Source organism: Streptomyces brevispora, from assembly GCF_007829885.1.
GTDB lineage: Bacteria > Actinomycetota > Actinomycetes > Streptomycetales > Streptomycetaceae > Streptomyces > Streptomyces brevispora.
Genome location: NZ_VIWW01000001.1, coordinates 1,105,917 through 1,118,518, shown reverse-complemented (window position 1 = coordinate 1,118,518; position 12,602 = coordinate 1,105,917). Strand labels below are relative to the sequence as shown.

The following is a 12,602-nucleotide window of genomic DNA, read 5'->3' as shown; positions in this document are numbered from 1 at the left end:
CTGATGTCGGAACGACCTCCGCAGCGCACCCCCAACCGCCGACTCGCCTCGCTCATCACCGAAGCCGGATTCTCCAACGCCGGCCTCGCCCGCCGGGTGGACCAGCTCGGCCTCGAACACGGCCTCGACCTGCGGTACGACAAGACCTCCGTGACCCGCTGGCTGCGTGGACAGCAGCCACGGGGGACCACCCCGGCGCTGATCGCGGAGGTCTTCACCCGGCGGCTCGGGCGCAGACTCTCCGCCCAGGACCTGGGCCTCGACGCCTGCGCCCCCGTCTACGCCGGCCTGGAGTTCGCCGCCACCCCCGCCGAGGCGGTCGACATCGTCAGCGGACTGTGGCGGAAGGACTCCGGCAGCCATGCGGAGCTGCGGAAGATCGCCTTCACCCCGGCGGGACTGGTCGTCCCCAGCCGGGACTGGCTGATCGGCCGGGCGGACGAGTGGGTGGGGCGCGGCGTCGAGCCCGGAGCGGTCACGGCCGCGGCCGGCGCCGGTGCTCCCGGTGCCGGAGCGGGCGGCCGGACGAACGGCGTCCAGACGGCCGGCGGGCCACGTGGCGCGTCCGGACCGAACGGGGCGTACGGCACCGGAGTGAACGGGTACACCAGGGGCGCCGGACTCACCGGGTCCGGCCTCGGCGCGGTGCCCGAGCAGGGGGCCGCCGGGCCCGGGGGCCGGCCCGCCCCCCGGGGGCCGGTGCAGTCCCGGATCCCCGGTTCACCCGCGGCCACCGGCCTGCCGGGCCCCCTCGTACCGCCCAGGGCGCTGCCGGGCGCCCCGGGCGTCCCGCGGCAGCGGCAGACCGACCGGGGCTCCGGCCAGAAGGTCAGCGGCGGAGACGTGGCCGCCCTGCGGTCGGTCGCCGAGCTCTTCCGCACCCTCGACAACGCCTACGGCGGCGGCCACGCCCGGCAGGCCCTGGTCCGGTACCTGGAGCACGAGACGGAACCGATGCTGCGCGGAACGTACGGCGAGGCCACCGGCCGCCGGCTGTTCGCCGCCGCGGCCGATCTGACCCGCCTCGCGGGCTGGACCTCGTACGACATCGCGGCACACGGGCTCGCCCAGCGGTACTTCGTCCAGTCCTTACGCCTCGCCCAGGCCGCCGGGGACCGGGCCTACGGCAGCTACGTCCTGATCACGATGAGCCGGCAGGCGGTCTACCTCGGACACGGCAGGGAAGCGGTGCAGCTGGCGCGGGTGGCCCAGCAGGGCATCGGCTCGGCGGCGCCGAACGCGGTCCTGGCCCTGCTGCACGCGGTCGAGGCGCGCGGGCACGGGGTACTCGGGGAGGCCAAGGCCTGCGCGGCCTCGCTGGCCCGGGCGGAGCGCGCGCTGGAGGTCTCCCGCCCTGGCGACGACGTGCCGCACTGGGCGCGCTGCTTCGACGAGGCCCAGCTCGCCGACGAGTTCGGGCACTGCCACCGGGACCTCCAGCAGTACCGGGCCGCCGCGCAGCACGCGGAGCGCTCGCTGCAACTGCGTGCCCCCGCGTACGCCCGCAGCCGGCTGTTCTGCCGGGTGGTGCTGGCCTCCGCGCGGCTCGGGCTCGGTGAGCTCGACCAGGCCTGCCGGCTGGGTGCGGAGGCCGCTCAGCAGGCTGCCGAGATGCGATCGGTGCGCGCCACGGAGTACGTGCGGGACTTCGAGCGCCGGCTCGAACCGTTCCGGGACGCCGCAGCCGTACGCGGATACCGCGAGCGGGTTGCTGCACTGGGGTGAGGCCGGCCCCGATCCGCGGGGCCGGCGCCCGATCCCGGAACAGCCCCTAAGCCTGAATCCACCGCCTTGGATTGAAAAGGATCTTCTAACGGTTTCTGAGCTCGTGCCGGGTCGGTGCTCGGTTTGGGGCGGGTGGTATCTGCTGGTCTGCCCAGCTTTTCCACGGGTTCGGTTCCGGTCGGGCCTTGAGGGCGGGGTGGACAGGGGTGTCAGATCAGTCCCGGTGGGCCGTGCGTGATGGCGAACATGTGCGTCCAGGCTTGCTGCCAGGGCCAGTTGTGGGGCAGGTGCAGGATGATGCGCCGTGCGGAGCGAGCGATCCGGGCCGGGACGTGGACCAGGTGGGCACGGATCGTGGCGGTGGTCGCCTTCGCGTGGAAGGCCGAGGTGTGTGCTCCGACGGCCCGCAGCAGGTTGTAAGCCATCGCCCACAAGATGAGCCAGGCCGAGTTGGCGTGGAAGTGCCCGGAGGGCAGGTGGGCCAGAGCGCCGGCTTTGCTGTCCGCGATGACCTGTTCCACCACCGCGTGGTGCCGGTGTTCCCGTTCGGCCTGGAGTGTCCCGGCGGGGTTGTCGGTGAAGAAGGGGTGGTAGCGCCAGACGGGAAACAGCTCGCCCTGTTCTCCCACGACGGCGGGTTTGGCCAGGTCACGGACCCGGCGCACGATCAGCCGGGCCGTGACGCGCTCACTCTTCTTGCGGCTGGCGAACGCGGTGTATGCGGGTATCTCGGTGACCTCGGCGTCCGAGATGAGATCACCGATGTCCGGATCTTCCACTGCGTTCGGGTAACTGATCTTCTGCCAGGCATCGTTGGGGATGCTGAGGACGGCCCGTTTGATGGACGGGTTCATGCCAGTGGTGATGGAGAAACGGGCTCCGGCCCTGCGGCAGGCTGCGATCACACCGGCGTTGTAGAACTGGGAGTCCGCCCGCAGGATCCGCATGCCGGTGCAGCCCGCCTCGACGGCGGTGGCCAGGGCCTCGCTCACGAGTTTCGGGGCGCCGCGGGCGTCGGCTGCCTTGCCGCGGCGCATCCGGACCGCGGCGATCACCGGCCGGGAGTGCGGGGTGTAGATCGTGGCGAGCAACGGGTGCAGAGTGCGGATGCCCTTGAACCGGCCGTACTCCGCGCCCTGCTTGGCCCGCCCGTAGACCCGTTTATGAGTGGAGTCGACGTCGATGAACGCCATCACACCGGCGCCCGGAAGCAGCGGCGGGTGTGCGGCCAGCGCGCCGAGGAACCTGCGGTGCACGGCGTGGAGTTGGAGCGCATGACCGTGGGTGAACGCGCGCAGGAACGTGCCCAGCGTGGACGGGGCCCGGATCGCAGATCCACCAGGTCGGCGCCGCCGACTTCGGCGCCCGCGTCGACGAGCTCACCGTCGCCAACCAGCGCCTCGAAGACGCCTTCGCCCAGGAGCGGGCGCGCAACGAACTGCAGGGCCGGCTGATTGCGGCGGAAGACGATCTTGCCGCGATGCGGACCAGCCTGCGCCGCGTGATCCGATCGGAGAACCAGCAACCCGCGTCATGCGGCACGCACCGGTCGCCGCTCATCCCGCGTGGCGGTAGGGCCGCCCCTACGGGAACAGGCATGACCTGAGCAAGGTCCAGGTCGCTTCCGGGGTGATGGTGGCGGTGGTGGTGTCGCTGACGACCGTGAAGCTTGGAGCCAGGCTGGAGCCGTAGCTCACGCCGGTGGTGCCGGTGAAGCGGCTGCCGGTGAGGGTCACCGCGTCGCCGCCGCCGGTGGATCCCTGGTTCGGTGAGACCGCCATAAGGGACTCCTTGAATCCATCGGGTCGACGATGGGAGCACATAGGGCCGGCCTGTCGTCGACCACCACAACTGTTCGTTACGCGAAGTAGCCCACTGACAAGAGACTGCGTCAACGGCCAGGGTGCCATTTCACCCGAAAGGGGCAACGCGGTCCTGACCTGTGACGCCTTAGCCTGGATCCACCGGCTGTCCCGGGTCCTGTGGATAGAGAAATGAAGAGAGGTGCCCGCTGACCTGCGAAGATGGGAGTCACCACACCACCATCACGCACTATCAGCAAGGCACCTCGTAGATGAAAGTTTCCCACACCCCGGCGGCGGTCTCCGCTGCGTTCGATGACCGGAATCTGATCGCGTATGCGGGGCTTGTCCCGGTGATGCGGCTGGCCGAGCGGTGCGGTCTTTCGCACCTGGTGGCCGAGAAGGTGAAGCTGCCCGGGGCGGGCAACGGCGCGGGTGCGGCGGCGGACGCCAAGGTCACCAGCATCGTGGGCGGTATGGCCGCAGGCGCGGACAGCATCGACGACCTTCACCTGCTGCGGCACGGTGCGATGCCAGCCGTGTTCGACGGTATTACCACCGCCCCGCTCCGCCTCGACGTCCTCGACGTCCTCGACGTCCTCGACGCAAAGCTCACCGTCGAGGCCGGCCTCATCGAACTCGCCGACCAGACCGCGGCCGCCGTCCAGCACGCGCCGATCACCCCAGCCCCGCCGCGCCGCTCCTGGCCGACAGACCCGCGCGCCCGCCGCACGGCCCAGGCCGACGACACCCGCCGCAACCGGCTCGCCCTCCGCCAGTCCAAGGACCCCCGCCGCTGGCGGTACACCGGCCAACGCACCGCCCCGCTCGCCGCACTCTGGCTTCTCGGCCGCACCCGAGGAGTCCGCAGGCCGTGGCGCCCCTGCGCATCCGTGACAGGGCGCGCTCGACGCCGTTGGGCAACCAGGGTTGAGCGGTCAGGCCGCGTCCCATTCGTGGGCGCGGCCTCCTTGCCACTCCACCATCTGTGGGTCGTCGATCAGCATCTCGGCTTCCGGGAGACCCGCACGGCGGAGGAACTCAATCAGGTCCTGGTCGTCGTGGGCGAGGCCGAGGATGTGCCCGTACGCGGTCACCCGGCGGCCGCCGGATGCCGACGGCCGGTGCACGACTATCGGTGCAGCAGCCATGCTTCCTATCGTGCGACGGTTCGCAGGCCCCGGCACGCCGACGCCGCTATGGCTATTGATGGGCGGATCGGTGCCCGAAGAAATGCCACCTGCCCCGCCCACCACTGGCTGAGGAGACAGGGCGCTCGTCGCGGGGTCGGTCATTCCCTCGCGCGTATGCGGTCTCCGCGCGGGGGGTCTCGCGTTGGCCGGTCGCGTCTTCGCGATCCGCGGCTGGCTCGCGGCCGGGCTGTCTGAGGCCCCGGCGCGAGGTTCTGGAATGGTGGGACGGGCGGCGCACGGCGGCCACGATCAGGCTCAGCCCGAACATAGCCAGCGCCCCGACGACGATGCCGTAGAGGAACAGCGTGCCGGTGGAACCGGTCACGTGATATCCGAATACCGAGAAGCCGTCGGTGAGCTGGTGAGCGCTGCCCCGTTGGTGACAATGCCGGCCACGGCGACGACAACCGCGACGATCAGGATGATGAGCCCCAGGATGACGATCATGACGTACTCCGGGAATAGCGGCGTATATCCAGAATAAGTCCGTTCAGAAAGCACGAACCAGGCGCCAGGGCGGGACGCGTAGTCGTCGGGTCTGGCAGGCTCCAACCCTGCACGAGCAGTGCAGCCGGGGTCACCCTCGCGGACGGTAGGGCGGGCACCGCCGTGCAAACAGTCAGGCAGTCTTCCGGTCCTCGTCCGTGCCACTTCCCCGCGAAGGGCGCGCTCGTCGTGCGACCTGGTGGCGCCAGGGCGTCGAGGTGGAGACAGGGGAACTGCGGCTGCACAGGTGAGCACGCGTCCGGCCTGCGGTACGGCGTGCCCTTGCTTGACCTTGCTGGTCAATTTGTCAGTGAGGCAGGCAGGGAGGACGCTTAAGAAGGGGTCGGGGCTCGGGATCATGCGTGATCGGAGGAAACCGTGATCGTCATCGGAGTCGTTCTGCTGATTGTGGCGTTCTTGGCCAAGATCACCATTCTGTGGACGGTCGGGATCATTCTGATCGTGATCGGAGCGATCCTGTTCCTGCTGGGCCGCCTGGGCCACGCGGTCGGCGGACGACGGCACTACTGGTAGAAGCAGCGTGCCCGCCGCTGCGACAACCGCCGGCGCGTACCGCCCCCTTTTTGAGGCGAAGGGCAGGCGCGTAAGCCTCGAGCGAGGCTGCGGCCAGATGCGACTTGCCTGGTACGCCCAGTTCGGGCCTGTGCGCAGGGGCGGCCGCCATGCACGGGGCACTCGGCTAACGAGCGGAGGACCCAATGTCCCCTATTGTCGTGATCATCATTGCCGTCGTGCTGGTGCTTCTCTTGTGCACGGCGGCAGCTTGGATGGTTACCACGCGCCGCCGGAAGCTGCGGGAGCAATTCGGCCCGGAGTACGAGCGGGCAGTGGAAGCCAAGCACGGCCGCCGGGCGGGCGAGCGTGAGCTGCGCGAGCGCGAGGAACGCCACGACGCGCTGGACATCAAGCCACTGCCCGCACCTGTCCGCGACCGCTACACCCAGGACTGGACCCGGGTGCAGGAGACGTTCGTCGACCGGCCCGACGACGCGGTCCACCAGGCGGACCGGCTGGTGACCACACTCATGAGCGAGCGCGGGTACCCGACCAAGGGGTACGAGCAGCAGCTGAAGGACCTGTCGGTCGAACACGGGCGCACGTTGGAGCACTATCGCGCGGCCCATGAGGTCAACGACCGCAGCAGCCGCCATCAGGCGACCACGGAGGAGCTGCGGGGCGCGATGGTGCACTACCGCGCGCTGTTCGGAGAACTGCTCCATAACGGCGACCGGCCACGCGAGGGCCAGGCGTGAGCCCGCGGCTGGCGACTTGAGGATGACGAGCTGGCCCAGTCGATGGCCCAGTCGATGCCCGGGCGCAACACGTGAGGGACGGAAGTGAAGAGATGCGCAACCAAGACACACCCCAGCGGGACGAGGACGTTCTGTCCACGGGGGACCTGACCGGTGCCCGGCAGGACCCCGGAGATGAGGCGCCGGGCTTGGCTGACGCCCCACCGGAGTACCCCGGGGAGGCCACGACCACCGACCGGGAGGGCCGGGAGGAAAGCGGCGGCGGGCGGGCATCCGCCGGTGAACGCCGGGAAGCGGAACTGGCCGAGGAGAACGAACCCCTGCTCGGGAATGAGCAGGAGGAATTCCGCGCCAGGTGGCAGAAGATCCAGGGCGAATTCGTCGACGACCCCAAGAACGCCGTCAACGCGGCCGACCAGCTGGTCGCCGAGACGATGCAGGCACTGGCCACGACTTTCTCCGAGCACAAGCGAGGTCTCGAAGGCCAGTGGCATCGCGGTGAGGAGGTGGCGACCGAGGATCTGCGCGTTGCGCTCCAGCGTTACCGCTCGTTCTTCAACCGCCTGCTCAGCACCTGACCAGCCCGGCCGCCGCCACGCCCGCAGACCGCTGACTGGCCACCCTCCCGATGCACTGGCAGATCACTCACAAAGGACGGCAGACCATGAGTATCGCCAAGAAGATCGCGCACAAAGCCGAAGCGGTCAAAGGCGGCACCAAAAAGGCTGCCGGCCGCGGAACAGGTAGCCGACGTCTGCAGGCGGAAGGACGCGGCGACCAGATCAAGGGCAACATCAAACAAGCTGCGGCGAAGATCAAGGACGCCTTCAAACACTGACCACTGCGCCCCTCGACCGGACTCGCAGGGCTCCTACGCGGGGGAGTGGCGCTCCAGGGCATGCTGGCGGGTGACTTTGGTCAGTTCGTGCCAGAAGGGGGCGGCAGTGAGGTAGAGGCCGAGGACGGAGATGATACCGAGCGAGATGTCGACGCTGATCCGGCCCTGTTTGGCCCAGTAGACGTCCTTCAGGTCCAAGAGCAGGGCGAATTCGTCGGCGATGAGCGCCGTTCCGGCGCCATAGGCCGCCCCGACGCCGGGATGTCCGACGTATTGCGCGTCACCCCGTACAGCGACCAGCCCGACGCCGGCCAGTGTGGCGATACCGAAGTTGTAATGGTGCATGTGGGTCCCGCCCGACGTGGAGACGTTGCCCCAGGGCAGTCGGCCGCTGCGGATGCCGTGAGTGATCAGGCGGGCGCCCCCGAAGGTGGCCCCGAAGGAGAGCCAGGTCGCAAGGAGGGAGCGCTGGGTTGGGTTGGTGTGCTCGTCCAGGGTTTCCCGCCACCGTCGCAGCAGCCCTGGGCGCCGCTCATGGCGCTCGTCGTCTTCGCGCTGTTCCGCGTTCTCGCGCATCGGACCAACCTCCTCGTCACGTTTCGCGGTGCCTTTCGTCCCTGACCTCATACCACCTCAAAGGGCAATACACCTAGGCCAGACGGGCACGTCGAGAACTCCTCCGCCTCTTCGGCAGCGTGAGCGTTAACGTTTCTGATTCCACATGATCGGCAACGTCTACGTGGCCGCCCCCGACTGCCGGGTACGGCTCGGCTTGCTGCCCGAGGGCGAGGACGACGGTCTGTGGCGCATCAACGCCTGAGTTCGTCACAGCCTTCACGATCGCGCTCGCCAAAGGATACGAGCAGGGACCCTCTGCATACCTCGCTCCGCCGGATCCGCAGGACGGCACGCGACCCGTTTCTCGCCGTGGTGTCGCGAATTCGTCGACGGCCCCAAGAACGCCGTCAACGCGGCCGACCAACTGGTCGCCGAGACGATGCAGGCACTGACCAGGACCTTCTCCGAGCACAAGCAAGGCCTCGAAGGCCAGTGGCATCGCGGTGAGGAGGTGGCGACCGAGGATCTGCGCCTTGCGCTCCAGCGCTACCGCTCGTTCTTCGACCGCATGCTCAGCAGAGCCTGGGGGCCGCCCTCGACCCAAACCCAGCGCCATCGCTGAACAGACCGGACACTGACCCGTAGATCCTTGGCGATCACCGCGTTCGTCTCACCCCGCCCGAACCGTTCGGCCGCCTCCAGCCGTAACCGCCCCCGGAACTCCTGCCGTTCAGCGGTCAGCTCGCCCCCTTGTGGATATCGTGTGTCACGGTGATACCGCACGGATCGAGAACCGTCAGCCCCTAGACACCACGAGTTCAACCTCAGTAGGCGGCGGTTTCTGCGATGAGGACGGCGACGGTTACCCGGCCCGAGGTGTCACTGGTGGCTGCGTCGGCTACCGCCGCCCGGACGGCGCGGGCTACTTCCAGTGGGTGGTACCCGGGGGCGACTGCGAGCTGGACCTCGATGTGCCGGCCTGGTGGATGGTCATGTCGCTCCACTTTGACCGGGCGGCTTCCCAGCACGGCGGTGAGGCGGGTCACGCCCGGAACAGCCGCCGCGACGTCGGCCAGCTCCCCGATGGGGCCCCGCATGCCTGTTCCGGTCGTTGGGAGCGAGGTTCGCGCGGCTGCAGCCTCCGGCGGGGGCCCCGTGGCGTTCCCTGCGGTCCGCGACCTGACTTTCAGTGCGCTGCGGTGCGCCGCGAGGTCATCGAACGGCTCAGGACGTGGGCCGGTATGGACGTGTCCGAACTCACGGTGTCGGTCGAGAGGCTGCGCTCAGTGCACTCGCGGCATACGAACCGGGAGAGAGTGAGATGAGCGCGAACACCTGGCGGCAGCCGACCGGCGGCGATGGCGACATTCCCCCCGGTACGGGACAGGCAACTACGTCCGCGGGCAATCCCCCAGGCAAGGGCACGACGGCAGCAGTCCATAGAGCGGGCCGGCCGGCGCGCCGCTTCTGGTCCGCACGGCGGATCCCGGCAGCCATTGTGGCGCTGCTGTCCGTCGCAGCCATTGGGCTGCTCCTGTACGACGTGGTCTCGGTGCGGGCAGACCAGCCCGGGATGAGCTGGCGACGGCGGCTCGCCGAGGAACTGGCCACACGACCACTGCATGACATCTGGATGACCGTCGGGGCCGCAGTGGCGATGGCGCTTGGCCTGTGGTTTTTCCTGCTGGCGGTGACGCCGGGACTGCGCAGACTGCTACCCATGCGGCAGCCTGAGGTTCCCCCGAGATGCGGGGAAAGGTGACAGCAGGTCAGATGGGTCTCATGAGAGGAACCCAGACGATGCCTGCCCCGAGGAAATACCCGCTGGAATTGCGTGAGCGTGCGGTGCGGATGTACCGCGCGGCCGAGCCGAAGCCCGTGATCCGCCGTATGGCCGATGAGCTCGGCGTGCATCACGAGGCCCTGCGCAACTGGATCCGGCAGGCCGAGGCCGACGCCGGCGAGCGGGACGAGTCCGGCATGCGCGATCAGGTTCGGGGCATCGAACACAGCGGACACCGCAACTGACGGCGTGGAAGAATGCATCCCGGAGATGCACCTCCGAACTGGTTGAGTAGAAGCCTAGAGAACTCCTATTTTCCCAGGTCAGAGTGCATCTCCACTTTCATGTCCAGGCACTGGACGAACCATCACTCGGTGGATTGAGGCTAAGCGGCCCGGGGGAGTGTTGCGGCGCTTCCGTACCCGGGCCGTACGCCCAGGTCGGTGAGGATCGCCCCGGCGGCCCGGCGGGCCGAGAACAGGGCCCCCTGGACCGTGCTCGTGTCGCGGTGGTCGCCGCACACGTACAGGCCCGCGAGCAGCCGGACCGGGCGGTGCGGGTCGTGCGGGGCTTCCATCGCGGGCACCGCCTCCGGGTCGTGGTGGACGGCCAGCAGCTCCCAGTCGTCGGTGGGTGTGCCGTGGAGCGCGGCGAGATGGGCGCGGACCGCGCGGTCCAGATCGGCCGGTGGAGTGCCGAGCACCGTCGAGCTGATCAGGGTCCGGCCGTGCGGGGCGCGCGCGGGATCGACCTCGCTCATCACCGCGGTGTGCGCGACCGGGCCGGCGCGGTCGGCGTCCAGCACCAGTGATGCGCCGGTCGGCGGGGGAGCGGGCGCGGTGTGGTGAAGCACCGTCACCGGGCGGAAGGACGGCACCCGCAGACCGGGCAGCAGTTCGGCGGCGGCGCCCGCGCCGGTGGCCAGCAGCAGTGAGCGGCAGCCGAGTTCGCCGTGCTCCTTGGTGCGTACCGAGGTGATGTCGGCGGACACGACATGCACACCCGTCCGTACGGTGCCTGGCGGCAGCGCCGCCGCCAGCAGTTCGGGCAGCGTCCCCGAACCTCCCGACGGTACGCAGAGCCTGCCGCTCGCATAGCTGCGCAGGGCGAGATCGGCGCACCGGCTGGACGTGGTGAGTTCGGGGTCGCTGAGCAGCGCGGTGAGCAGCGGGCGCACGAAGCCGTTGAGCGTACGGGAGGGCAGGCCGCGGCCGGACAGGGCTTCGAGCGCGGTCCGTTCGGGCCGGGCCAGGACGCGGGCCCGGGGGGTGGCGGCGAGGCGGTACAGCGCCGCGCCGAGCCGGGCCTGGTCGATCGCGCTGCCCATGACCCCGGTGATGGACCCGCCGAGGGGCCCTCCCAGCGGTGCCCTGGGGGCGCTCGCGAGGGCGCGCGCCGCCTTGAGCGCACCCCGGGGGTTGCGCGCGCCCCGTGTGCTCCGTATCTCGCCGGTCCGGTGGCGGCGGCCCTCGCTGTGGACGAGCACGCCGGGGGCGAAGTTCCGCAGGACGAGCCCGCGGAGCCCCGGTGTCGCGTACAGCTCCGGATACGAGGTGTTGAGGAGCGGGCCGATGCGGTCGAGCCGGAATCCATCGACCTCCTCGGTCATCATCCGGCCGCCGACCCGGGGGCCGGCTTCCAGGACGCTGACGCTCACTCCCGCACTGGTCAGTTGGTGGGCCGCTGACAGTCCGGCGATCCCGGCCCCGATGATGACGACGTCCGCGTGGTGTGCCGTGCTGAGCACGTGCCCTCCCCGAGTCGGCGCAAATGGTGGGAGGGTTTTGCCCTCAACGGGCCACCGGAATGCGCGAGTTCGTCATGAGGGTAGGAGTGCGGCCGGATATCGGCGCAGTCGCGCGTACCGGGGCACCGGTGCATGGGGTCGCACATCCGTCCGCATTCACGGACGGGTGGGGTTCCTGGCGTCGCCGGGGCTCGTGGGGTCCGGGATCTCCGGTTTCCCGCGGCCGGCCCGGTGCGGTGCCCCGGAGCGGGCTCCGGATCAGCGCAGCGCCGCGTGGATGGCGGCGTCGATCCCGGGGAAGGCGAACGAGAATCCCGCGTCCAGCAGCCGCCCCGGCAGCACCCGCTGACTGCCCAGCACATCCTCCGCGAAGTCGCCCAGGGCGATCCGCAGCGCCGGAGCGGGCGCGGTGAAGAGGGTCGGCCGGTGCAGCACCCGGCCCATCGCCGCCGTCACCTCGCCGTTGGTGACGGGGTCGGGGCCGGTCAGGTTCACCGCCCCGGACAGCTCCGGGGTGTCGAGGATGTGCCGCATGGCCGCGATGTGGTCGTGCAGCGCGATGAAGCTCCAGTACTGCTGCCCGTTGCCCAGCCGTCCGCCGAGCCCCGCCCGGAAGAGCGGGAAGAGCCGGCCCCAGGCCCCGCCCTCCCGGGCGACGACCAGCCCGGTGCGGGCGTGCACGGTCCGCACCCCGGCCTCCTCCGCGGCGGCGGTGGCCGCTTCCCACTCCACGCACACCGACGGCAGGAACCCGTCGCCGGGCGGCGCGCTCTCGTCGACCGCCCGGTCCCCGGTGTCGCCGTAGTAGCCGATCGCGGACCCGGACAGCAGCACCTTCGGCGGTGTGTCGAGCGAGGCGACGGCGTCCGCGATCGCGGCGGTGCCCAGCACCCGGCTGTCCCGGATCTCCCGCTTGTACGCCTCGGTCCAGCGGTGGTCGCCGACCCCGGCCCCGGCGAGATGGACGACGGCGTCGCAGCCCACCAGCCCGGCCACGTCGACGTAACCCCGCTTCGGGTCCCACTCCACCTCGTCCCCGGACCGGGCCGGGTGCCGGACCAGCCGGACCACCTCGTGCCCGTCGGTCCGCAGCGAGCGCACCAGCGCCGCTCCGATGAGTCCGGTCGATCCGGTGACGGCAATACGGGAGTGCGGCATGGGACCCATCCTGCCGTACGAACGCGGCGGGGGAGGCG

The 12,602-nt window shown here is 70.1% G+C and carries 16 protein-coding genes and 3 pseudogenes; 10 read left to right on the top strand and 9 right to left on the bottom strand.

What is annotated here, in order from left to right; genetic code table 11:
• Positions 1 to 3 precede the first annotated feature (3 nt).
• Entirely contained in the window at positions 4 to 1,725 is a 1,722-nt protein-coding gene (locus FHX80_RS05235) for an NsdA family TPR-like regulatory protein (RefSeq protein ID WP_145763121.1), read from the top strand.
• A gap of 209 nt (positions 1,726 to 1,934) precedes the next feature.
• Here the strand turns inward: FHX80_RS05235 and FHX80_RS05230 are convergent, their stop codons facing one another.
• Together FHX80_RS05230 and FHX80_RS05225 are read right to left on the bottom strand one after the other, a co-directional pair.
• A complete protein-coding gene (locus FHX80_RS05230) occupies positions 1,935 to 3,023 on the bottom strand; it encodes an IS1380 family transposase (protein ID WP_244318531.1) in 1,089 nt (362 codons plus the stop codon).
• Between the two features lie 285 nt (positions 3,024 to 3,308).
• Complete coding sequence (locus FHX80_RS05225) at positions 3,309 to 3,506, bottom strand: IPT/TIG domain-containing protein (protein ID WP_145763119.1); 198 nt, start codon at positions 3,504 to 3,506, stop codon at positions 3,309 to 3,311.
• Between the two features lie 293 nt (positions 3,507 to 3,799).
• Between FHX80_RS05225 and FHX80_RS35485 the strand changes: the two are divergent.
• A pseudogene (locus tag FHX80_RS35485) lies at positions 3,800 to 4,075 on the top strand (IS1380 family transposase); the annotation flags it as partial.
• 390 nt (positions 4,076 to 4,465) lie between these two features.
• Here FHX80_RS35485 and FHX80_RS35480 read toward each other — a convergent pair.
• Together FHX80_RS35480 and FHX80_RS36345 are read right to left on the bottom strand one after the other, a co-directional pair.
• A complete protein-coding gene (locus tag FHX80_RS35480; RefSeq protein ID WP_145763117.1) occupies positions 4,466 to 4,678 on the bottom strand; it encodes a hypothetical protein in 213 nt (70 codons plus the stop codon).
• 363 nt (positions 4,679 to 5,041) lie between these two features.
• The gene (locus tag FHX80_RS36345) at positions 5,042 to 5,167 is read right to left on the bottom strand and encodes a hypothetical protein (RefSeq protein ID WP_280118742.1); all 126 of its coding nucleotides are present in this window, start codon (positions 5,165 to 5,167) and stop codon (positions 5,042 to 5,044) included.
• A 417-nt stretch (positions 5,168 to 5,584) separates the two neighbouring features.
• Between FHX80_RS36345 and FHX80_RS05205 the strand changes: the two genes are divergently transcribed.
• The 4 genes from FHX80_RS05205 (at position 5,585) to FHX80_RS05190 (ending at position 7,318) form a co-directional block, all read left to right on the top strand.
• The gene (locus FHX80_RS05205) at positions 5,585 to 5,740 is read left to right on the top strand and encodes a DUF6131 family protein (RefSeq protein WP_145763116.1); all 156 of its coding nucleotides are present in this window, start codon (positions 5,585 to 5,587) and stop codon (positions 5,738 to 5,740) included.
• Positions 5,741 to 6,054: 314 nt separating this feature from the next.
• Positions 6,055 to 6,480, top strand: a complete 426-nt coding sequence (locus FHX80_RS05200; protein WP_425281673.1) for a hypothetical protein — start codon at positions 6,055 to 6,057, stop codon at positions 6,478 to 6,480.
• Positions 6,481 to 6,572: 92 nt separating this feature from the next.
• On the top strand, positions 6,573 to 7,058 hold the full coding sequence (locus tag FHX80_RS35085; protein WP_208764583.1) for a hypothetical protein: 486 nt from the start codon (positions 6,573 to 6,575) through the stop codon (positions 7,056 to 7,058).
• Positions 7,059 to 7,144: 86 nt separating this feature from the next.
• Positions 7,145 to 7,318 (top strand): CsbD family protein, encoded by a 174-nt coding sequence (locus FHX80_RS05190; RefSeq protein ID WP_145763114.1) that lies wholly within the window; start codon positions 7,145 to 7,147, stop codon positions 7,316 to 7,318.
• A 33-nt stretch (positions 7,319 to 7,351) separates the two neighbouring features.
• Here FHX80_RS05190 and FHX80_RS05185 read toward each other — a convergent pair whose 3' ends face one another.
• Positions 7,352 to 7,894: a hypothetical protein gene (locus FHX80_RS05185; RefSeq protein WP_145763113.1), complete on the bottom strand. Its 543-nt coding sequence runs from the start codon at positions 7,892 to 7,894 to the stop codon at positions 7,352 to 7,354.
• A gap of 148 nt (positions 7,895 to 8,042) precedes the next feature.
• Here FHX80_RS05185 and FHX80_RS35475 point away from each other — a divergent pair.
• Together FHX80_RS35475 and FHX80_RS05180 are read left to right on the top strand one after the other, a co-directional pair.
• A pseudogene (locus tag FHX80_RS35475) lies at positions 8,043 to 8,266 on the top strand (SPDY domain-containing protein); the annotation flags it as partial.
• 49 nt (positions 8,267 to 8,315) lie between these two features.
• Entirely contained in the window at positions 8,316 to 8,498 is a 183-nt protein-coding gene (locus FHX80_RS05180) for a hypothetical protein (protein WP_208764582.1), read from the top strand.
• On the opposite strand, the pseudogene FHX80_RS36520 reads toward FHX80_RS05180, so the two are convergent.
• Positions 8,447 to 8,659: pseudogene (locus FHX80_RS36520) on the bottom strand (helix-turn-helix domain-containing protein); the annotation flags it as partial. The gene FHX80_RS05180 and the pseudogene FHX80_RS36520 overlap by 52 nt on opposite strands.
• A gap of 41 nt (positions 8,660 to 8,700) precedes the next feature.
• On the bottom strand, positions 8,701 to 8,973 hold the full coding sequence (locus tag FHX80_RS05175; protein ID WP_375887152.1) for a hypothetical protein: 273 nt from the start codon (positions 8,971 to 8,973) through the stop codon (positions 8,701 to 8,703).
• Positions 8,974 to 9,197: 224 nt separating this feature from the next.
• On the opposite strand from FHX80_RS05175, the gene FHX80_RS05165 reads away from it, so the two are divergent.
• On the top strand, positions 9,198 to 9,638 hold the full coding sequence (locus tag FHX80_RS05165) for an Asp23/Gls24 family envelope stress response protein (RefSeq protein ID WP_375887149.1): 441 nt from the start codon (positions 9,198 to 9,200) through the stop codon (positions 9,636 to 9,638).
• 38 nt (positions 9,639 to 9,676) lie between these two features.
• Positions 9,677 to 9,904 carry a transposase gene (locus tag FHX80_RS05160; RefSeq protein ID WP_167523362.1) on the top strand — a complete coding sequence of 76 codons (228 nt, stop codon included), beginning with the start codon at positions 9,677 to 9,679 and terminating at the stop codon, positions 9,902 to 9,904.
• 140 nt (positions 9,905 to 10,044) lie between these two features.
• Here FHX80_RS05160 and FHX80_RS05155 read toward each other — a convergent pair whose 3' ends face one another.
• Both FHX80_RS05155 and FHX80_RS05150 read right to left on the bottom strand, forming a co-directional pair.
• Positions 10,045 to 11,406, bottom strand: a complete 1,362-nt coding sequence (locus FHX80_RS05155) for an NAD(P)/FAD-dependent oxidoreductase (RefSeq protein ID WP_145763111.1) — start codon at positions 11,404 to 11,406, stop codon at positions 10,045 to 10,047.
• 258 nt (positions 11,407 to 11,664) lie between these two features.
• Positions 11,665 to 12,564: a TIGR01777 family oxidoreductase gene (locus tag FHX80_RS05150; protein WP_145763110.1), complete on the bottom strand. Its 900-nt coding sequence runs from the start codon at positions 12,562 to 12,564 to the stop codon at positions 11,665 to 11,667.
• Positions 12,565 to 12,602 lie beyond the last annotated feature (38 nt).

What these genes read in the sequence shown, in the direction of transcription:
- FHX80_RS05235 (WP_145763121.1), top strand. Translation starts at nt 4, where the DNA reads ATGTCGGAACGACCTCCGCAGCGCACCCCCAACCGCCGACTCGCCTCG.
- FHX80_RS05225 (WP_145763119.1), bottom strand. Translation starts at nt 3,506, where the DNA reads ATGGCGGTCTCACCGAACCAGGGATCCACCGGCGGCGGCGACGCGGTG.
- FHX80_RS35480 (WP_145763117.1), bottom strand. Translation starts at nt 4,678, where the DNA reads ATGGCTGCTGCACCGATAGTCGTGCACCGGCCGTCGGCATCCGGCGGC.
- FHX80_RS36345 (WP_280118742.1), bottom strand. Translation starts at nt 5,167, where the DNA reads ATGATCGTCATCCTGGGGCTCATCATCCTGATCGTCGCGGTTGTCGTC.
- FHX80_RS35085 (WP_208764583.1), top strand. Translation starts at nt 6,573, where the DNA reads ATGCGCAACCAAGACACACCCCAGCGGGACGAGGACGTTCTGTCCACG.
- FHX80_RS05190 (WP_145763114.1), top strand. Translation starts at nt 7,145, where the DNA reads ATGAGTATCGCCAAGAAGATCGCGCACAAAGCCGAAGCGGTCAAAGGC.
- FHX80_RS05185 (WP_145763113.1), bottom strand. Translation starts at nt 7,894, where the DNA reads ATGCGCGAGAACGCGGAACAGCGCGAAGACGACGAGCGCCATGAGCGG.
- FHX80_RS05180 (WP_208764582.1), top strand. Translation starts at nt 8,316, where the DNA reads ATGCAGGCACTGACCAGGACCTTCTCCGAGCACAAGCAAGGCCTCGAA.
- FHX80_RS05175 (WP_375887152.1), bottom strand. Translation starts at nt 8,973, where the DNA reads ATGCGGGGCCCCATCGGGGAGCTGGCCGACGTCGCGGCGGCTGTTCCG.
- FHX80_RS05165 (WP_375887149.1), top strand. Translation starts at nt 9,198, where the DNA reads ATGAGCGCGAACACCTGGCGGCAGCCGACCGGCGGCGATGGCGACATT.
- FHX80_RS05160 (WP_167523362.1), top strand. Translation starts at nt 9,677, where the DNA reads ATGCCTGCCCCGAGGAAATACCCGCTGGAATTGCGTGAGCGTGCGGTG.
- FHX80_RS05150 (WP_145763110.1), bottom strand. Translation starts at nt 12,564, where the DNA reads ATGCCGCACTCCCGTATTGCCGTCACCGGATCGACCGGACTCATCGGA.